Source organism: Priestia sp. VA7 (assembly GCF_055710015.1).
Genome location: NZ_JBVQPN010000002.1, coordinates 888,266 through 906,499, shown reverse-complemented (window position 1 = coordinate 906,499; position 18,234 = coordinate 888,266). Strand labels below are relative to the sequence as shown.

21 protein-coding genes are annotated in these 18,234 nt (G+C 38.1%); 6 read left to right on the top strand and 15 right to left on the bottom strand.

What is annotated here, in order from left to right; translation table 11 throughout:
- Positions 1-73: 73 nt before the first annotated feature.
- The gene (locus AC0C45_RS11140; protein ID WP_016763555.1) at positions 74-1,123 is read right to left on the bottom strand and encodes an NAD(P)/FAD-dependent oxidoreductase; all 1,050 of its coding nucleotides are present in this window, start codon (positions 1,121-1,123) and stop codon (positions 74-76) included.
- 189 nt (positions 1,124-1,312) lie between these two features.
- On the opposite strand from AC0C45_RS11140, the gene AC0C45_RS11135 reads away from it, so the two are divergent.
- From AC0C45_RS11135 to AC0C45_RS11120, 4 genes are all read left to right on the top strand, one after another.
- On the top strand, positions 1,313-2,107 hold the full coding sequence (locus tag AC0C45_RS11135; protein WP_034653274.1) for an ABC transporter ATP-binding protein: 795 nt from the start codon (positions 1,313-1,315) through the stop codon (positions 2,105-2,107).
- Positions 2,108-3,031: an iron-hydroxamate ABC transporter substrate-binding protein gene (locus tag AC0C45_RS11130; RefSeq protein WP_257063126.1), complete on the top strand. Its 924-nt coding sequence runs from the start codon at positions 2,108-2,110 to the stop codon at positions 3,029-3,031. It begins immediately after the preceding gene.
- A gap of 81 nt (positions 3,032-3,112) precedes the next feature.
- Positions 3,113-4,123 carry a FecCD family ABC transporter permease gene (locus AC0C45_RS11125; protein ID WP_171777494.1) on the top strand — a complete coding sequence of 337 codons (1,011 nt, stop codon included), beginning with the start codon at positions 3,113-3,115 and terminating at the stop codon, positions 4,121-4,123.
- A complete protein-coding gene (locus AC0C45_RS11120) occupies positions 4,120-5,127 on the top strand; it encodes a FecCD family ABC transporter permease (RefSeq protein ID WP_047930887.1) in 1,008 nt (335 codons plus the stop codon). The genes AC0C45_RS11125 and AC0C45_RS11120 overlap by 4 nt, the downstream gene beginning before the upstream one ends.
- 90 nt (positions 5,128-5,217) lie before the next feature.
- Here AC0C45_RS11120 and AC0C45_RS11115 read toward each other — a convergent pair whose 3' ends face one another.
- A complete protein-coding gene (locus AC0C45_RS11115; RefSeq protein WP_472928141.1) occupies positions 5,218-5,385 on the bottom strand; it encodes a YfhD family protein in 168 nt (55 codons plus the stop codon).
- A 128-nt stretch (positions 5,386-5,513) separates the two neighbouring features.
- Between AC0C45_RS11115 and ytzI the strand changes: the two genes are divergently transcribed.
- Positions 5,514-5,648 carry a YtzI protein gene (ytzI, locus tag AC0C45_RS11110; protein ID WP_016763550.1) on the top strand — a complete coding sequence of 45 codons (135 nt, stop codon included), beginning with the start codon at positions 5,514-5,516 and terminating at the stop codon, positions 5,646-5,648.
- Positions 5,649-5,677: 29 nt separating this feature from the next.
- On the opposite strand, the gene AC0C45_RS11105 is transcribed toward ytzI, so the two are convergent.
- From AC0C45_RS11105 to AC0C45_RS11090, 4 genes are read right to left on the bottom strand one after another with little or no spacing between them, the layout of a single operon-like run.
- Positions 5,678-5,875 (bottom strand): helix-turn-helix domain-containing protein, encoded by a 198-nt coding sequence (locus AC0C45_RS11105; RefSeq protein WP_016763549.1) that lies wholly within the window; start codon positions 5,873-5,875, stop codon positions 5,678-5,680.
- A 45-nt stretch (positions 5,876-5,920) separates the two neighbouring features.
- Positions 5,921-6,349, bottom strand: coding sequence for a MarR family winged helix-turn-helix transcriptional regulator (locus AC0C45_RS11100; protein ID WP_257063125.1), 429 nt, complete (start codon positions 6,347-6,349; stop codon positions 5,921-5,923).
- Between the two features lie 60 nt (positions 6,350-6,409).
- Positions 6,410-8,035: a DHA2 family efflux MFS transporter permease subunit gene (locus AC0C45_RS11095; RefSeq protein WP_016763547.1), complete on the bottom strand. Its 1,626-nt coding sequence runs from the start codon at positions 8,033-8,035 to the stop codon at positions 6,410-6,412.
- Positions 8,036-8,068: 33 nt separating this feature from the next.
- On the bottom strand, positions 8,069-8,707 hold the full coding sequence (locus AC0C45_RS11090; RefSeq protein WP_047930888.1) for a biotin/lipoyl-containing protein: 639 nt from the start codon (positions 8,705-8,707) through the stop codon (positions 8,069-8,071).
- A 279-nt stretch (positions 8,708-8,986) separates the two neighbouring features.
- Here AC0C45_RS11090 and AC0C45_RS11085 point away from each other — a divergent pair, with 279 nt between their 5' ends.
- On the top strand, positions 8,987-9,448 hold the full coding sequence (locus tag AC0C45_RS11085) for a MarR family winged helix-turn-helix transcriptional regulator (protein ID WP_016763546.1): 462 nt from the start codon (positions 8,987-8,989) through the stop codon (positions 9,446-9,448).
- A gap of 49 nt (positions 9,449-9,497) precedes the next feature.
- Here AC0C45_RS11085 and AC0C45_RS11080 read toward each other — a convergent pair whose 3' ends face one another.
- From AC0C45_RS11080 to AC0C45_RS11040, 9 genes are all read right to left on the bottom strand, one after another.
- Positions 9,498-10,301, bottom strand: a complete 804-nt coding sequence (locus AC0C45_RS11080; RefSeq protein WP_257063123.1) for an endonuclease I family protein — start codon at positions 10,299-10,301, stop codon at positions 9,498-9,500.
- A complete protein-coding gene (locus AC0C45_RS11075; RefSeq protein WP_257063122.1) occupies positions 10,298-11,257 on the bottom strand; it encodes a S8 family peptidase in 960 nt (319 codons plus the stop codon). The genes AC0C45_RS11080 and AC0C45_RS11075 overlap by 4 nt, the downstream gene beginning before the upstream one ends.
- A gap of 200 nt (positions 11,258-11,457) precedes the next feature.
- Positions 11,458-12,198, bottom strand: a complete 741-nt coding sequence (locus AC0C45_RS11070; protein WP_034653288.1) for a DsbA family oxidoreductase — start codon at positions 12,196-12,198, stop codon at positions 11,458-11,460.
- 142 nt (positions 12,199-12,340) lie between these two features.
- A complete protein-coding gene (locus tag AC0C45_RS11065) occupies positions 12,341-13,597 on the bottom strand; it encodes an alkaline phosphatase (RefSeq protein WP_074894509.1) in 1,257 nt (418 codons plus the stop codon).
- A gap of 140 nt (positions 13,598-13,737) precedes the next feature.
- Entirely contained in the window at positions 13,738-14,718 is a 981-nt protein-coding gene (locus AC0C45_RS11060; RefSeq protein WP_013082423.1) for a DUF3231 family protein, read from the bottom strand.
- 251 nt (positions 14,719-14,969) lie between these two features.
- A complete protein-coding gene (locus tag AC0C45_RS11055) occupies positions 14,970-15,197 on the bottom strand; it encodes an HAD family hydrolase (RefSeq protein WP_047930893.1) in 228 nt (75 codons plus the stop codon).
- An 18-nt stretch (positions 15,198-15,215) separates the two neighbouring features.
- Entirely contained in the window at positions 15,216-16,028 is an 813-nt protein-coding gene (locus tag AC0C45_RS11050) for a BtpA/SgcQ family protein (protein ID WP_257063121.1), read from the bottom strand.
- Positions 16,029-16,112: 84 nt separating this feature from the next.
- The gene (locus AC0C45_RS11045; protein WP_016763539.1) at positions 16,113-17,438 is read right to left on the bottom strand and encodes a GntP family permease; all 1,326 of its coding nucleotides are present in this window, start codon (positions 17,436-17,438) and stop codon (positions 16,113-16,115) included.
- Positions 17,439-17,517: 79 nt separating this feature from the next.
- Positions 17,518-18,234 (bottom strand): GntR family transcriptional regulator, encoded by a 717-nt coding sequence (locus AC0C45_RS11040; RefSeq protein WP_047930895.1) that lies wholly within the window; start codon positions 18,232-18,234, stop codon positions 17,518-17,520.

Genomic DNA, 18,234 nt, shown 5'->3' with positions numbered 1-18,234 from the left:
TTTTCGTTCCCTGCCTCTCCATGTAGATAATTCCACCGTAGAGAAAGAAGCGACATGCACCCTGCACCTCGCTTTACTTCATCATTTGTTTAATTAGTGCTGAATTACGTTTTTTGAATACTTCATTATGAGAAGAAACCATAGCCGCCTTAGCAGCAGAGGGCTGAACGAATTTTTTTGCTTTGTTTACGGCATTAGCAGCGTCTTGAAAAGCACCTGTAATCAAATGGACTTTTCCTTCGTGCATGAGAATATCTCCCGCTGCATACACGCCTTCTACAGACGTTTCGCTTGCTGCATTACCTGCGATGTAATAGTCATCAATAGTTTTGATATGTAGTTCACTGCCCTTTAACAGCTCTGTGTCTCTTTCATAGCCGTGATTAATAATAACTTCGTCAATCGGCAAGTAAGCAATTTCACCGGTTTGATGATTAGTCAGTTCAACTTTTTCTATAAATTCATGCGTCGCATCAGCCACTAATTTTGTAATAGATGTGTTAAGCAGACACCGAGCTGAGCTATTTATTAATTGTCTCACTTGTGCTTCATGACCATTTAGTTCGCTGTTTCGGTACGTAATATACACTTTTTTAGCAACGGGCTCTAGCTCATTTGCCCAATCAATGGCTGAATTGCCTCCACCGGAAACAATCACCGTTTTATTTTTAAAATGCTGCAGAGATTTAACTGTATAGTTTAAGTTTGTTACTTCAAATCGTTCTGCTCCTTCAATTTTGAGCTTTTGCGGGTTTAAAATACCTCCTCCGACAGCAAGGATAATAGTTTTAGAGTAATGATGTTCACCTGAAGAACTCGTTAGCTGGAAAATACCATCTTTTAAGCGAGAAATGGATTCAATCTTCTCATTTAAAACAACAGTTGGATCAAACGTCAGCCCTTGTTCAACAAGCTGTTCAATAAGCTTTGCACCAGCCACAGGAGTTTGTCCGCCCACATCCCAAATCATTTTTTCAGGATAAACGTGAAGCTTCCCGCCTAGCTTTGGCTGATATTCAATCAGCTTTGTTTTCATTTCTCTTAGTCCACTGTAAAAGGCCGAGTAAAGGCCAGCCGGTCCCCCGCCGATAATTGTCACATCAAAAAGTTCATGGTGTGTCATGCACGTTCACTCCTTATAATCAACCGTTATTGATTATCATTCTCATTTAAATATACATCTTCTTCACCGTTTTGACAATAAAAATAACTATTGACATACGAAAACGTTCGAATTATAGTATGTAAAGAAAACGATATTGATAATCATTATCATATATTTGTTGTATTAAATATAAACGGAGGTTCAGATATGGTTCGCCTATATACAGAGAAATTACATATTAGTTATGGTGAACGTCTAATAGTAAAAAATTTAAGCGTTAACATTCCAGACAAAAAGATTACAACGATTATTGGTTCCAACGGATGCGGCAAATCAACGCTTTTAAAAGCCATTACCCGCATTATTTCTCATCAATCTGGTTCCGTTATTTTAGATGGGGAAAACATTTCAAAAGAACATACAAAATCACTCGCTAAAAAAATGGCCATTCTCCCTCAAACGCCGGAAAGTGCCAGTGGGTTGACTGTTGGCGAGCTCGTGTCTTATGGGCGCTTTCCCTATCAAAAAGGTTTTGGACGTCTATCAAAAGAAGACTATCAAACGATTGACTGGGCGCTTGAAGTCACCGGCATAAAAGACTACAAGTTTCGTCTCGTTGACTCTCTTTCAGGCGGTCAACGTCAGCGAGTGTGGATTGCAATGGCTTTAGCTCAAGAAACCGACATTATATTCCTCGACGAGCCGACTACCTACTTAGATATGGCCCATCAGTTAGAAGTGCTTGAGCTGCTTCAAAAACTAAACAAAGAGCAAGAACGTACCGTCGTAATGGTGCTTCACGATTTAAATCAAGCCGCTCGCTTTGCAGATTATATTATCGCTTTAAAAGATGGAGAAATTGTTAAAGCTGGAACGTGTAACGAAGTTATTACGCATGACGTTCTAAAAAAAGTGTTTCATATCGACGCTGAAATCGGACGAGACCCGAGAACCAATAAACCAATGTGCATCACGTATAACTTATTAAGAGGAGATAACTAAATGAAAAAATTACTGCTTCCATTCATGCTCATATTCGTACTACTTATTAGTGCCTGCAGCAGCGGTTCAACTGAAAGCAAAAACGATTCTAATAAAGGAAACAGCGGATCCAAGACAATCACATATCAATCTGAAAACGGTCCTGTAAAAGTTCCGGCTAACCCGAAACGTGTCGTAGTGTTAGGCTCTTACGCAGGTAACGTCATGTCGTTAGGTGTCAATATTGTCGGAGTTGATTCGTGGTCTAAAATGAATCCCCGCTTTGAAAAGAAATTAAAAGGCGTTGAAGAAGTATCAGATGAAAATTTAGAAAAGATCATTAAATTAAAGCCCGACCTAATTATTGGCTTATCTACTACAAAAAACGTTGATAAATTGAAAAAAATTGCTCCTACCGTTACGTATACATACGATAAAGTAGATTACCTTACTCAGCATGTAGAAATCGGAAAACTATTAAATAAAGAAAAAGAAGCACAGTCATGGGTAAACGATTTTAAAAAGCGTACGGCAAAAGCTGGTTCTGACATCAAAGCTAAAATTGGCGAAGATACCACGGTTTCAGTTATTGAGAACTTTGACAAGCAGTTGTATGTGTTTGGCGATAACTGGGGACGCGGAACGGAAATTCTTTATCAAGAAATGAAATTAAAAATGCCAGAGAAAGTAAAGAAAATGGCTTTGAAAGATGGATACTATGCGATTTCGCCAGAAGTTCTTCCTGAATATGCCGGAGATTATTTAATCTTCAGCAAAAACCAAGATGGAGATACATCATTTGAGAAAACAGATACGTACAAAAATATTCCTGCTGTAAAGAATAATCACGTATTTGAAGCAAATGCAAAAGAATTTTATTTTAATGATCCAATCACATTAGATTATCAACTAGATTTCTTTACTCAAAAATTTCTTGGCAAGTAATTCATTCAAGAGGAATTCTTTTTAGAATTCCTCTTACTTTGTTTTACTAAATTTATTCTTATATGAAAAGATGGGTGTTTTATGAAAATAGACAATCAGCGGTTCATTCCTTTCTTATATAAATTAATAGGTATGCTGCTCGTATTCATCGTAATGTTTGGTCTTTCCATGGTTTTTGGTGCTGCTGACATATCGATAAAAGATGTGTGGCTAGCACTTTCATCAAGCAGTGTAAACGAACAGATTTCGATCATCCGAGATATTCGCCTACCTCGTGAAATCGCCGCTGCTTTTGTTGGCGCTGCTTTATCAGTATCAGGGGCGATTATGCAAGGTATGACAAAAAATCCTCTTGCAGATCCAGGACTTTTAGGCTTAACTTCTGGCGCAAATGCAGCTTTAGCTGTAACCATTGCCTTTATCCCTTCTGTAAATTATTTAGGTATTACGATTGCTTGCTTTATTGGAGCTACGGTTGGCGCAATTTTGGTGTTTGGAATTGCCGCTATAAAAAGAGGTGGTTTTTCTCCGCTTCGAATTGTACTAGCCGGGGCTGCCGTTTCAGCGTTTCTTTATGCGATTGGAGAAGGCGTCGGTATTTATTTTAAAATTTCAAAAGATGTATCGATGTGGACTGCTGGCGGAATGGTAGGCACTTCTTGGGAACAGCTTCAAATCATTGTTCCCTTTATTGTCGGAGGTATATTCATTGCCCTTTTGCTTTCTCGGCAGCTTACTATTTTAAGTTTAAATGAAGAAGTTGCTGTGGGGTTAGGTCAGCAAACAACAAAGGTCAAAACCATTTTATTTGTTGTCATGGTTCTTCTTGCAGGTGCTTCTGTTGCGCTAGTCGGAAACATGGTGTTTATCGGCTTGATGATTCCTCATATTGTACGAGGAATTGTAGGAACCGACTATCGTTATATTATCCCTATGTCGGCTATCACTGGCGCAGCGTTTATGCTGCTCGCTGATACGTTGGGCCGAACCGTAAGTGCGCCTTATGAAACACCAATAGCAGCAGTTGTATCCATGATTGGTTTACCTTTCTTTTTAATCATTGTTCGTAAAGGAGGAAAAGCATTCTCATGATCCACCCAGCCCTTATTAGAAAACAACGAATAATTATGATGCTGCTCACTGTTTTGATTCTTGGAACGATTGTGATAGGAGTGGGGCTTGGTGATGCCTCCCCTCCTTATAATAAAGTGTTTCCTACTCTTTTTGGCAAAGGGAATTTTGCGGATGAGTTTGTTCTTTTTTCAATTCGACTTCCGCGAATTATCATTACTCTTTTAGCAGGAATGGCTCTAGCTTTATCAGGCGCTATCTTACAAGGTGTTACGCGCAATGATTTAGCGGAACCTGGAATTATAGGAATTAATTCGGGAGCAGGCGTCGCAATTGCCGTATTCTTTTTATTTTTTCCAATTGAAGCTGGCTCTTTCGTGTATGCTCTTCCGTTAGTAGGGTTCATCGGCGCCTTGTTTACAGCTGGCCTTATCTACCTTTGTGCATATAGTAAAAGCCAAGGGCTGCAGCCTGTAAAGTTTATTTTAACAGGCGTAGGTTTTTCGATGGCTCTTTCTGGAATGATGGTGGTGATTATGTCATCAGCTGATCATGCTAAAGTTGATTTTATTGCTAAATGGATTGCAGGAAACATTTGGGGGACAGACTGGCCTTTTATATGGGCACTTCTGCCTTGGCTTCTTGTCTTGATTCCTTTTATATTGTACAAAGCAAATTCATTAAATATTTTTAACTTAAATGAAGCTGCAGCTATTGGAGTCGGCATCGCTATAGAGAAAGAACGTGTAACATTGCTTTTAGCAGCGGTTGCATTAGCGGCAGCCGCAGTTTCAGTTACAGGCGGGGTTGCCTTTATTGGGCTTCTTGCTCCTCATATTGCCAAAGGCTTAGTCGGACCGAGAAATCAGCTTTTTATTCCCGTTGCTATTTTACTTGGCGGCTGGCTTTTGCTGATTGCAGATACAATAGGACATAACATTGCCGATCCTAACGGTCTACCAGCAGGAATTATTGCTGCCGTAATCGGTGCTCCTTACTTTATTTATTTGCTTTTGAAAAGATAATAAACGAGGCTGAGAAATAACGAACCACTAATCAAACATTTCAATTAGTGGTTCGTTTTTCACTTGGGCTAAAATACTTTTATCTCAGCTTTATTTTTGCTTTTTTTGTCTCTCATCTGCAGCGTTCACTCTAGCCTGAGCTTCTAAATCGTCTTGGTCTGCTAATTCACGAGAAAACTCTTCGTCTACTCCATCTGCTTTAGATGCAGGATAATCCGCTACCTTTTTTAATTGTTTTTTCAACTCTTTTTCATTCATTATAAACCCTCCTTTATTCTAGATTGTTACTAGTATGCGTTTGTCGTTTCTGCACTATGTGGAGAAAGAAGGAATTTTACCAATAAGACCGAAAGCATACGTAATAAGAAAAAGAAAGGACGTTTTATATGATCATCATTATTACACTCTCTATTATCATTGTATTTGTTATTTTACTGCTATGCATAGTGACTACTTCGAAAGCTTATGATTACAAACATACGGTAGATCCACTTACAAAAAAACAAGACGAAAAAAAGTAGGTGCGCTCGTTTCACACCTACTTTTTGTATTAACCTTGCAGTGTTTTTAAATCATCATCGTTCAATTGAAATGCTTGCTTAATTTTGTCTTCCAAATTTTTTGTTACTCTTCGCTTCCCCACTTCAACCAGTGCAATTAAAGAAAAGCTGCAGTTCACTGCTTGAGCAAAGTTTCGCTGATTCATATTGTAGTTTTTCCGAATGTTTTTTACCATTTCTTTATTCATTTACACTCACTCCGCTTAACTCAATATACTTTTTTCTACTCAAGTTCAAGTCACATGTTCATCTAGCTGTCGACAGAGCGTGAGAAATTGCTGCTGTTCTTCTTCTTTATAGCAAGCAAACAGTTTTTCAACCCCTTGCTGCATGTCTTTTTCAGCAGCTTGAATCACTTGTTTCCCTTTGTTTGTAAGCTCGACCATAACTTTACGCCGATCTCTTTTTGAATGGTAGCGCTCCACAAGATTCAATTCATACAAACGTGTAATCGATGCTGTAATAACACTTGGGCTCGCCTTTATCTCGTCTGCCACTTTGGTGACAGGCATTGTACGTGCACGTTCAACAATCAGTAAAATATGATATTGAAAAGGGGTAATTCCGTAATGATGTAAAAGGCTTTTTACATTTGTCATTACTTTTTTGTTTAAAGATATTGAAATTCTTTGAATTTCTTCACCAAATATCAATGGCTCCATCCACCTCACCACCCCTTTCTCCCCAACATTTTTATGAGGAACTTTTGATTCTATAGCACCTTATGAATTTATACTTTTAGGAGCTGGAAGCATACGAATATCTTCCTCTTGAGCTTCTGATTTCTTTTCTTCGACTACTTTATCTTTACGTACGTCACGAAGGAAGAAACTTAGAATTAAACCGATAACAGAAATTGCTGTTGCCCAGTAAAAGGCATCGTTAATACCTTGGATCGTACCTTGCTGCGTCATTTTTCCAGATAAAATCGTCAGCGCTTGCTGCTGAGCCTCATCTTGTGATAAATGCAAAGTAGCAGCTACCTTTTGTACAAATAAATGAAAGCTGTTCATAAAGAATGGATCAGACGTATTCATGGAACTGCTGATTTCATTTACATGATACGTTGTACGATTCGTAAAAATGGTCGTCATTAAACTAATACCAATTGAACCACTTACTTGACGAAGCGTATTAGACATTGATGTTCCGTGACTGCTTAGTCGCTGCGGAAGCTGATTCAAACCGGCTGTCATAATCGGCATCATTAAGAGTGACATACCGAACGAGCGGATAATATAAATCGCTAAAATATGAGTAAACGGTGTATCCATCGTCAGCTTCGTAAATTCAAACGTTGAAATAGATGTAATGAGCATACCAACGATTGCTAGCGGACGAGGTCCAACTTTATCAAACAATGTACCTGAAATCGGCGACATAACCAGCATAACAAGTGCGCCAGGAAGCAGCAGCAGCCCTGAATCAAAAGCAGAATATCCGCGGATATTTTGCAAGTAAATTGGAAGCAAGAACATACCTGCGTACATACTGATTGTAATCGCAATACTAATAATATTTGATAGTGAAAAAATATTATATTTAAACACGCGCATATCCAATAGCGGCTTTTCAGATTTAATTTGTTGAAGAACAAATATAATTAAAAGAACTGCCCCGCCAATGATTGTAGAAAGAACAACTGAATCCGTCCAGCCGTCATTTCCAGCTTCACTAAATCCGTAAAGCAATAATCCCATACCTGCAAGTGATGTCACAACAGAAGGCATGTGAACTTTTACATCCTTTGGAGGCTGAATGTCTTTTAATTGAAAGAAAGCAATAATTAATACAATGGCACCTAATGGCACCATGCCGTTAAAAAGGATGTGCCAATCATAGTTTTGAATAACCCATCCAGATAACGTTGGTCCAATAGCCGGTGCGAACATCATGGCTAAACCAAAAATCCCCATCCCTTTTCCTCGCATGTGAGGAGGGAAAATAAACACAATAATGGTCATAACAAGAGGCGATAAGACACCTCCGCCAATAGCTTGAATTAAACGGCCGGTAAGCATAATCGAAAACGTAGGTGCAATTCCGCAAATCAATGATCCTACTGTAAAACAAAACATTGCAAATAAGAACAAGCGACGCACACCAAATCGTTCAATTAAAAAAGCTGAAAGCGGAATTAATGCCCCGTTCACAAGCATATATCCAGTTAACAACCACTGAGCTGTATTTGCCGTTACGCCAAACTCAGTAATCAAATGCGGGATGGCTACGTTCAGTAACGTTTGGTTTAATATGGCAAGAAACAAACCAAGCATTAAAACAATCAATAGCGGAATATGCTTTTTGATGGACCCATCACTTGTGTTTTCTATACTGGCTGTCATCATATTTCCTCCCTTCTTGAACTGTTGTAGTAAGAATTAGTCTTTCGAAATTTTTACTTCGGCGTTCATACCTGGCAGTACATGCTCTGAATAATTAGAAATAGAAATTTTTACAGGAACCGTTTGAGATACTTTTGTGTAGTTTCCATCTGAGCTTGAGTTCGATGTTAAAGATGAAAGTGAATTGGTTGCATATCCAATTTCTTCGACTTTGCCGTCGATTTTTGCACTGCTGTCTCCGTCTACCGTTACATCTACATCGTCGCCTTCTTTAATATCCTTAAGCTGATCTTCTTTAATATTTGCTACGATAAATAGGTCTTTCATATCTACTTCGGTTGCAATTTGCTGTCCAGCTTGAACCATTTGATTTTCTTTTACGTTTGTTTGAATAATTTTTCCATCTGCTGGTACTGTAGCAGCTATAGAGCCTTTTTCAGCTTGAATCTTAGCAATTTCAGCATCTTTTGATACATCATTTCCTTCTTCTACTGTCCAGCTTGCTACTTTACCTGCTGCAGGTGCAACTACATTGTATACATCTCCAGATACTTTAGCGTTATCCGTTGTAATATAGTTGGATTTTTGAACGTAATAATATCCTCCTCCAATTAATAAAGCTAAAATAACGATGATTCCAATAAAATTTGTTACCATTAAGCGACTTCTAGACATTCATTACTCCTCCTTAATACTTCACTAATAAAATTACTTTTTTATATAGCTTTTTCATAAAGATATTATCTCCATCTATTATGAGATATGTTTCTTTACAATCATCTATTTGGTTAACCGCCTAAATAACTTTATCATAAAGATATTTTTTCGTAAAGGTATTAATTTAAAAATAATAATGGTGGTTAAAGATAATCATTGCCATCCTTTACAATTGTTTCATTTTATTTTAGAGTTAGTTTATATACGTCCGTAGTGTACAAGGAGATGGAAGCTAGCATGGATAACAATTTAGATTCAAAAATTGAACACCTTTATCAAATTAACACATCTTTTTTTCAATATATGCGACATTTAGTCGAAGAAACATTAAAAACACAGCCTTATCACTTAACACCCACTAAATTTTATATCTTAAACTACATTGCCAGCGGCACAAAGTATATGGTAGCAGATATTTCAAATAAACTTCACTTAACCTCGGGCGCTACAACTAGCTTATTAAATCAATTGGAAGAAGAATCTCTCATTCAGCGCGTGCGAGACGAAAAAGACCGGAGAGTCGTGTGGGTTTCATTGACCGATGAATCAAAGAAACTTGTTTCAATGATTACAGAGAAGCGAAATGGATTTTTAAAAGATATGCTAGCAGCTCTAAGTGTAGAAGAACAAGAAGAATATTTTCGCTTATTAAATAAAATGGACGCCCTTTTAAGTGATAAATATGGATTTTCATATTAGATTATCCAAAAGAGCTCCGCTTCGAATTGAAGCGGAGCTCTTCGCTATTTTAGAAAGCAGAACTCATTAACGCACCTGCTTTGTCAGGAAAATCGATAAAAGGATTTCGGTTGCCTTGCAACTCAAAGATTGCTGCATTGCGATGTTTTTCATAAAGTGAAACAGTAAATTCTTCATGCCATTTTAGTAAAAGAGGAAGATCTACTCGCGAAGAGTCAATTTTATTATGATAGCGACTTAAAAAATAAAGAGTTGATCGAGCCACAATTCCTTTTCCATATTCAGGTTCAAACTTACCTTTTTCTGCTTTGCCACATCCTTCTTTCACATCTGATTGCTTTACTTCCGGCGTATAATCCGCGAAGTCAATATAAGAAGAATTACCTCTTCGGCTGTTGCAAGAAGGTTCACACGCAAATAAATGATGCAGGTCACCTCTCATAGGCTCGTGTTTTCCAAACCAAGATTGCGGGACAACGTGCTCACAGTTTAGCAGTATGTCATTGCTTGAAAGAGAGGAGTTACTAAACGATTGAAGTTGATCAATATCTTGCTGTATAGTTTCTAACGGATCCATCCCTTTCCCTGAGTATAGACTTTTCAGCTCCCCATTCTCCTGTAGATCCACCCATGGATATACATATTTATGCGGCGAATAACTTAGCAAATGCTGATGCGTTTCCGTTAACAAAGTTTGCATGGCTTCTCTTTCAAAGAGCGTATCTTGATAATAAAGATTTTTATTTTCTTCATCCGTCTTTTCATCATAATAACTTCGATTGTTTACGTATTCGTGATAAAGAGCTTTTGCCTGCTGCTTTTCCATCATTAACATATCTAAACTGCTTCTCATCTGATCACCTCTGAAGTCATTTGACTTTGAATTTCACGCAACAGCTTTTCAACAACGGTCAAGTGCACAAATCCGTTTCCTACTTCTCTTGGTGATTCATTTAATGGAAGGGTTCTTCTGATTAACTGTGCATAAAGCTCTGGTTCTGTAAGTTCTCTTCCAAACATTTCATTTGAAAGAACTTTTATCAATCCTAAGGCCCCTGCTACGTGAGGTGTTGCCATAGAGGTTCCGCTCAGTGCGGCATACTTTCCATTCAAGTAAGTTGATACGATCTTCTCTCCCGGAGCTACTACATCTACTTCGTTGTTTGAGTTGGAAAATACCGAAGATCGTTTCTCTAAATCAACAGCCCCTACGGTAATCACTTCATTATATGAGCCAGGGTACGCAAACTCATCTGTGGAGCCTTCTCCATCTCCTTCATTTCCCGCTGCGCAGACAACTAAAATATTCTGATCAACAGCATCTTGAATCGCTTCATGCAGCTCAGGCACATCCGACGGACCTCCAAGCGACATCGAAATGATATCTACTTTTTGCTCGATGGCGTAGTTAATACCTTGAATAATCCACTCGTATTGACCTGAACCATTTCCATCAAGTACTTTTAGGATAAGTAAGCCCACTTCAGGAGCCACTCCTACAACACCCGTTCCATTATGCGCTGCTGCAATTGTGCCTGCTACGTGAGTGCCGTGACCATTATAATCTTGAAAAATATCTGGATTTTGCTGATCATCTTGTGTAAAGTTTTTTCCTCCAATAATTCGCTCCTGCAAATCTGGATGTGTAACATCACAGCCGGTATCCAAAACCGCTATGGTTATTCCCCGTCCCTTTGTTTGCTTCCATACTTGCTCTGCTCCAATTAGAGCGACTCCTTTTGGGACTTCATTAAATTGATTCAATTGTTCAACTACTTGAAATGGGATAATGCGCACTTTGCTTTTCATTCAGATTCCCCCTGCAGGATTAAATGGAAGCTAGTTCATGGTGGGATCACTTTTAATCGCTTATTTTTGGAGCTTACTCATCGAGGTTTGTTGCTTCTAAACTTATTATAACACAAAAACAGAACGTGTGTTTGTGTTATTGTGAATTTTTTTGCAAATAAATAAAAAGCAGAAGCGAAATTTCCGCTTCTGCTTTTTATTTATTGTTGGTTTTTAGAGGAATCAGGAACGGCACATTGACCATCTGCACAAAAGGCATCATCTGCGCCTTCTGGAGAAAGGCTCTTCAAAGCGGGAGTCGGATTTTCTTCTTCCCATACTTGTTGGAGAGCTCCTACAAATGTTTCGACTGGCTGTGCACCTGAAATCGCATATTTTTGATTAACAACAAAATATGGAACACCGCTAATGCCATATTGCTGAGCCGTTGCTTCATCACTGCGCACTTCATTTGCGTATGCGTTTTTATCCGCGAGAATTTGACGTGCTTCTTCTCGGTCAAGACCTGCATCTTCTGCAACAGCAACCAGCGTCTCTTCTTCACCTAGATGTTTTGATTCAGTAAAGTATGCATATAAGAGTTTTTCTGTAATGGCTGCTTCTTTTCCTTGAGCTTTTGCAAATTTAGCTAAGCGGTGAGCATCAAATGTATTAGTTGGCTTCATATCGTCAAAATTAAAGGATAAGCCCACACTAGCTGCCTGCTGCCCGATACCTTCATTTGCTTGTTTTGCTTGTTCAATGGTCATTCCATATTTAGCAGCAAGAGCTTCATTAATCGTTTTGCCAGTATTAACTGGGGCATTTGGATCTAGCTCGAAGCTTTTAAATTCAACCTGCACATCATCTTTGTGTGCAAATTGCTGAAGCGCTTGTTCTAATCGGCGCTTTCCAATATAACAAAAAGGACAGACAAAATCTGACCAAACTTCTATTTTCATTGTGACACCTCTTCAATTCAAGATAATTCTTATCGTAGCATACCTTTGAAGAAACTCCATCATAACTTGCTCAAACAAAGCAAAAACACCGTGTTGATTTACATACTAAGTGTATTCAATCAACACGGTGCTTTTATCTCACCTATTTTAAATTCATTGCTTTTAGAAGAGCATCATGTAAATACGTATTTTCATATACTCCGGTAAATCTTTCTGAGCCGGCACCCATTGCATTTAAAGGAACGTCTGATGACGTATGCTCTTCAGTTGTCCAATCCGCAACGAACTGCTCTTTTGAATGAGCGATTGCAAATGGCCCATCTTCTTTTGATACTTCATCTCCACCGTTATCTTTATTGTCTACTTTTTCAAGTGCTAAACCTCCGGTTGCATGGTCAGCTGTTACTAATACGAGAGTGTCTGGGTGTGTTTTAGCATAAGCTTTAGCCATCTTCACCGTATCATCAAGCTGCTTACCTGCTTTAATCATGAGTTCAGCATTATTATTATGAGCCATTTCATCAATGGCCTCCTCTTCTACTACAAGAAAGAACCCTTTTTTATTTTGTGATAGCGTATTGATTGCTTTTTTTGTCATGTCTTTTAGAGATACTTGAGGGTTGTACACATCACCTTGGCCTTCAGGAGCTTGTTGAAACATTTCTTCATTAGCAAACAGACCAAGCAATTTTGTTCCCTTAGCATATTTTAATTCATTTTCGTTATTAACGTACGTATACCCAAGTTTTTGTGCTTTGTTTACTAAGTTTCCTTGCGTTCCTTTGCTTCCTTCAGTTTTATCTTCTGGCGGGGCATCTGAGTGTGCACCTTCATTTCCTTTTGTGTACCAATAATCTTCTCCGCCACCTAGAATCACATCTATCTTACTGTTTTCAAGATACTGCTTGGCGATGTCACTTTGAGCACTTCGATCTTTAACATGTGCGCCAAAAGCAGCTGGAGTTGCGTCTGTTACTTGACTTGTTGTCACAAGCCCCGTCGTTTTCCCAGCTAATTTTGCTTTTTCTAAAACTGTTTGAACAGGCTTTCCTTTCATATTTACGCCAATAGCGCCATTATAACTTTTAACTCCTGAAGCCATGGCTGTAGCAGCTGCTGCAGAATCCGTAACAAATGAATTTCCTGAAGATGTATGGACTCTCCCTACTGCCGGCATATCATCCATTGCTAACTTTCCATTTGCTCCTACGGCGGCCAGTCGGATTGCATCACGATGGTCGGTACCCATACCGTCTCCAACAAAAAGAATAACATTTTTAGCTTTTTGGTTATTTACGCCTTTAGCTGCTTTAGCATCTGTTGGTGAATTTGTTCCAAATGCCAGCGCTGCTACAGTTACCGCTGATAATACTGCCGCTCCAATTGCACGTTTTTTCATTGTTTACACCCTTTACTGTTTATTATTGACATAACTTAACTGTACACGCAGTCTGTTAAATCAACTTGAATAAAAGGTTAAAGGTGTGTAAAGATATATAAACTTCCATTTACAATGCATGAAAGAGGCTTTCATTTTAGCTAATCCATACTTGGCGGAACTTCAAGCCAGCCTTTTTTAATCATAATTTCTGTTGCTTCGCTTGCATATTGAAACGCATCTTCTCCTATCAGCATCATTTTAGCCACAATATCTCTTCGAAAACTAAATGCTGCTCCAAACGCCTGACTTCCGATACTGAAGTTACTTAGTAAAATATCGCATGTCAGCATCAAACGATCCGAAAAAGCAGGCGTTTCAGAAGTGGTTATGCTTCCTGTTGAGGCAACAGAAGGTGAAATATCGTCTTGTATAATTATTTCTTCAAGTCGCGTAATAATTTTTTTACTGACCTCTTTTCCTTTCAAAAAATGCTTTTTCACTTCGGTATCCTTAGCCGTTTGAGAAAAAGCCTTCATTAACTTCATCCCGACAATGTTTGTTTCGACTCCATGATAAATCTGCGCTAGCTCCATCGTATTTAGTACTCTTTTGTCCGCAAATACATTTAAGCCGCTCAGATATTTTCTATCTGAAACAAACTCAACGGTAGTTGGCATTGGAATATAGGGTGGGCGTGATAAAATTCCTTTTCTCAATAAGTACTGCGTACAGGAATCGTAGCACTCTTGCGTAATTTTTGTTAAATCCTGATAAAATTTCACCACATCTTCTCTGTAGGCCTTGCCTAAACTTAATGTATACATCCCCATACTAATTTCTTTGATGACACGAAGAAACATAATATCAAATCCATTAGTAAATAGTTTTGGAGCCTGTACGTTTACGTCTTGAGATGAAAGCCCGGTTGGCACTACGGCTCCTTCTTTTTCAAATATTGTTTTTATTTTTCGTATGTATATAATAAGCTGCTCACGCAAGTCCGTCATAATTGTTTTAGCATCTTCATCATCCGCATGTTCAATCATATAATCTAACAAGCAAATAATTAACGTTTTCTGCTGATATGTCATCCACAGCGTTCCAATTTCACTTGAGGTAATACTAGGTTTGTCAGGCACTGTTACTTCCCTCCGCTTCTTCAGCTTTATTGAGTGCTTTTATTGTTCAAAAGAGAACATACTCATTGTACGTTTACTTATCATTATGCTATCCAACATTCTTTTTTTTATTTAAATCTCTAACAAACAGCTTTTCAGGCAACAAAAAACAGCTCCGATTACAGAGCTGTTTTTACGTTTAATTTGTATAGTTAAGATTCTAATTAATATGAAAAGGCTCGTTTTTTATTAAATCGTTGCTACAATAAAAGTTAATTGACCAGATAGTTTGTATTCTCCAAATTGGGTAAGGACAGTGAAAATTGCTCTTTTAATATTGTCCGTTTTCTTTTAGCTGTTCCTCCAATGAAATTGAGCTGTGTATCCTCATCTACTTCTATTCCTAGCTTTTTAAAGGTATCTTTATTACGGATGCGGTATACAGGTTCACTGTCGACAATTACGCCATCCATATCAAAAATAAAAGCTAATTGATTCATCTTTACCCCTTCTTTCGTTTAAAGATTGTCACGAAAAACTTTTACTTTGTCCATGAATTTTTTTACACGATCAACATCCACATGGTTTTCAAATTTGCCGTCGTATTTAAATGTTGTACCTACAACTGCCCCATCAGCAATAGATAACTGTTCTTTGAAATTAGTGAAATTAACTCCTGTATTAACAAGTAGAATTGTATTGGGAACAGCCTCCTTTACGCGTATTAATAACTGCACGTCCGTCTTGGCCCCTGCTGTTAATCCAGATACACATAGTGCATCTGGTCTATTATTAAATACCGTAGATGCAACAATACTTTCAATTTCCCGATCAGCCAAATACGCAGCAGATTCAGGGACAACATTATATAATAATTTAACGTTTTGTGCCCCAATTCGATGCTGATGTCTAATTGTTTCTCCAACGTTGGTATTCCAAGTACCAAAATCACTTGCATATACGCCTGTAAAAATTTCTCTAACAAATTTAGCCCCTGTAGCAGCCGCTAAATCCAAAGATTTCTTAGCATCCCACAATACATTTACCCCAAAAGGCACTTTAATTTCCAACATCAATTCACCTATAATTCGGGCCATCGCAGCTACAGTTTCCGTTTTAACATCCGTTAAATATGGCATGCTAAACTCATTTGAAAACATAATGGCATCCACTCCGCCTTCTTGAAGAGCATGCAAATCCTTTCTTGCCATTTCTACCACATAGTCCATGCCTTTTTCATTATTAAAATATGGATCTCCGGGCAACGGTAACAAGTGACACATAGCAATAATAGCTTTTTCTGTTCCAAGTATTTCTTTTAACCAGGTCATATACATTGCCTCCTTATTCTACAAATACTATATTTCAAGTCAACTAGTAAACCTCCTTCCAAAATAATCAGAAGGAGGCAATTTTTAAATAAAAACATCAAATAATAGAACGCCTCCAAAAGCAATAAACGAAAGCAGGGTTTCTAGTACCGTCCATGTTTTAAACGTCTCTTTTACTGTTAGACCTAGATATTCTTTTACTAGCCAAAAGCCTGCGTCATTTACATGAGAGAACATTAGTGATCCTGCTCCTGTCGCAATAACCAGCAGTTCCAGATTGACTCCAGACATATGCACAATGATTGGTGAAACAATGCCCGCAGCTGTTGTTAATGCAACGGTTGCCGATCCTGTAGCAATACGAATTAATCCTGCTACCATAAATGCTAAGACAATAGGAGAAAGCGATAATTGCTCAGACATTTGAGCAATTGATGTACCTACACCGCTATCAATTAAAATTTGTTTAAATCCCCCTCCAGCTCCAATAATTAAAATAATAGATCCGACCGGAAGTAAAGATTCTTCCACTAATTTTTTAATCACATCTTTCTTCATTCCCTGACGCATGCCCAAAAGATAAAATGCGGCAAAGCAAGAAATTAAAAGTGCGATGACAGGGCTGCCGATAAATACAAAAAATTTAGTTAAAAAGCTAGAAAGCGGTATATACGGAGCCATAACAGATAACACCATTAATAACACAGGTAATAAGATAATGAAAAATGAAATACCTGTGTTAGGTAATTTTTCAGATGAAGTGCTGACACGAATTAATTCAGGTTCCCCTTCAGGAATCACACGTTTATGCACCCATTTTGCGAATACAGGACCTGCTACTATTGCTGCTGGAAGAGCAATAACCAATGAATAGAGCAAAACTCTTCCTAAGTCTGCATTATATATTCCAATGGCTGTCATCGCTCCTGGATGGGGGGGCACCAGACCGTGTACAATCGATAGTCCTGCAATTACAGGCAGTGCAATTAGTAGAATATTCTGTCTTGTTGTTTTATGAATAGAAATTACTAACGGCAGTAAAATAACAATTCCGACTTCAAAAAAAACCGGAATGCCTATTATAAAGCCGGCAAAGAGCATCGCCCACGGCAACTTTTTGATTCCAAAAAACCTAATAAAAAACTCCGCGACCTGCATGCCAGCACCTGAGTCTGACATCATTTTTCCTAAAATCGTTCCAAGCGCCAAGATTCCAACAAGGTGACCTAAAACACTGCCGACTCCTGTTTCATAAGCTCCCACAATTTTGTCCATTGAAAGCCCTGACATAATAGCCAGAAATAAACTGGCAACGGTTAAGCTGATAAAAGCGTGCCACTTCCACCAAGAGACCCCTAATACAACAATAACAATGGCTAGGCATGTCACAAGCAATAGATACATATCCATACTAAATTCCTCTTTTCCCCCATTTAGTAAACGCTCTCATTTTTTCAGGCGAAAAGAATATGTATTCTTCTCGCACTTCTTAAATATCGTAATTCACAATGTATTGCTGCATCTCTGTATTATAATAGCCCTCACTGTATTCAATGATATTTCCTTCTTCATCATATGAATACCGTGATCTTTTTAATAGCGCTTCTCCGGCCTGCACATTCAGTCTTTCGCCTACATAAGAATCAGCTTTTGCAACAGCAAACTGATCTCGAAATTTCTCCAATGTAATATCCTGTTCTTCAATCAAATCGTATAACGATTGTGCATTTAAGTGTGTTAATTCTATCCCTTCCATGCGCTGCATGGTTAAATAATGCGTGTAATGAATATAAGGTTCATTATCTAAATAGTAAAGACGTTCTATTCGAATGCATTGCTCACCGAACAGCTTATATAAAGTTGTTTCTGGTGCATTTTCAATTGTCTCTGCCCCAAGCAGCCTTTTTTGAATGATATGCCCTTTTTCCACCAACACTTCGGTAAAGCGTTTTCCTTTTGACAGCCTTGAAATGGATGTATTTCGAATAACTTTTGTTCCTTTACCGCTTTTTGTTTCTAAATATCCATCTTTCACAAGTTCTTTAATAGCATTTCGAACCGTAATTTTACTTACTTGAAATTCCTCTTCCATCTGCGGTTCAGAAGGAATATTTGTTTGAATGGGATACACGCCATGCAAAATTCGATCTTTTAAGATATTTTTTATTTGCAAATACAATGGTCCTTTTTTTCGAGATACGTTCAC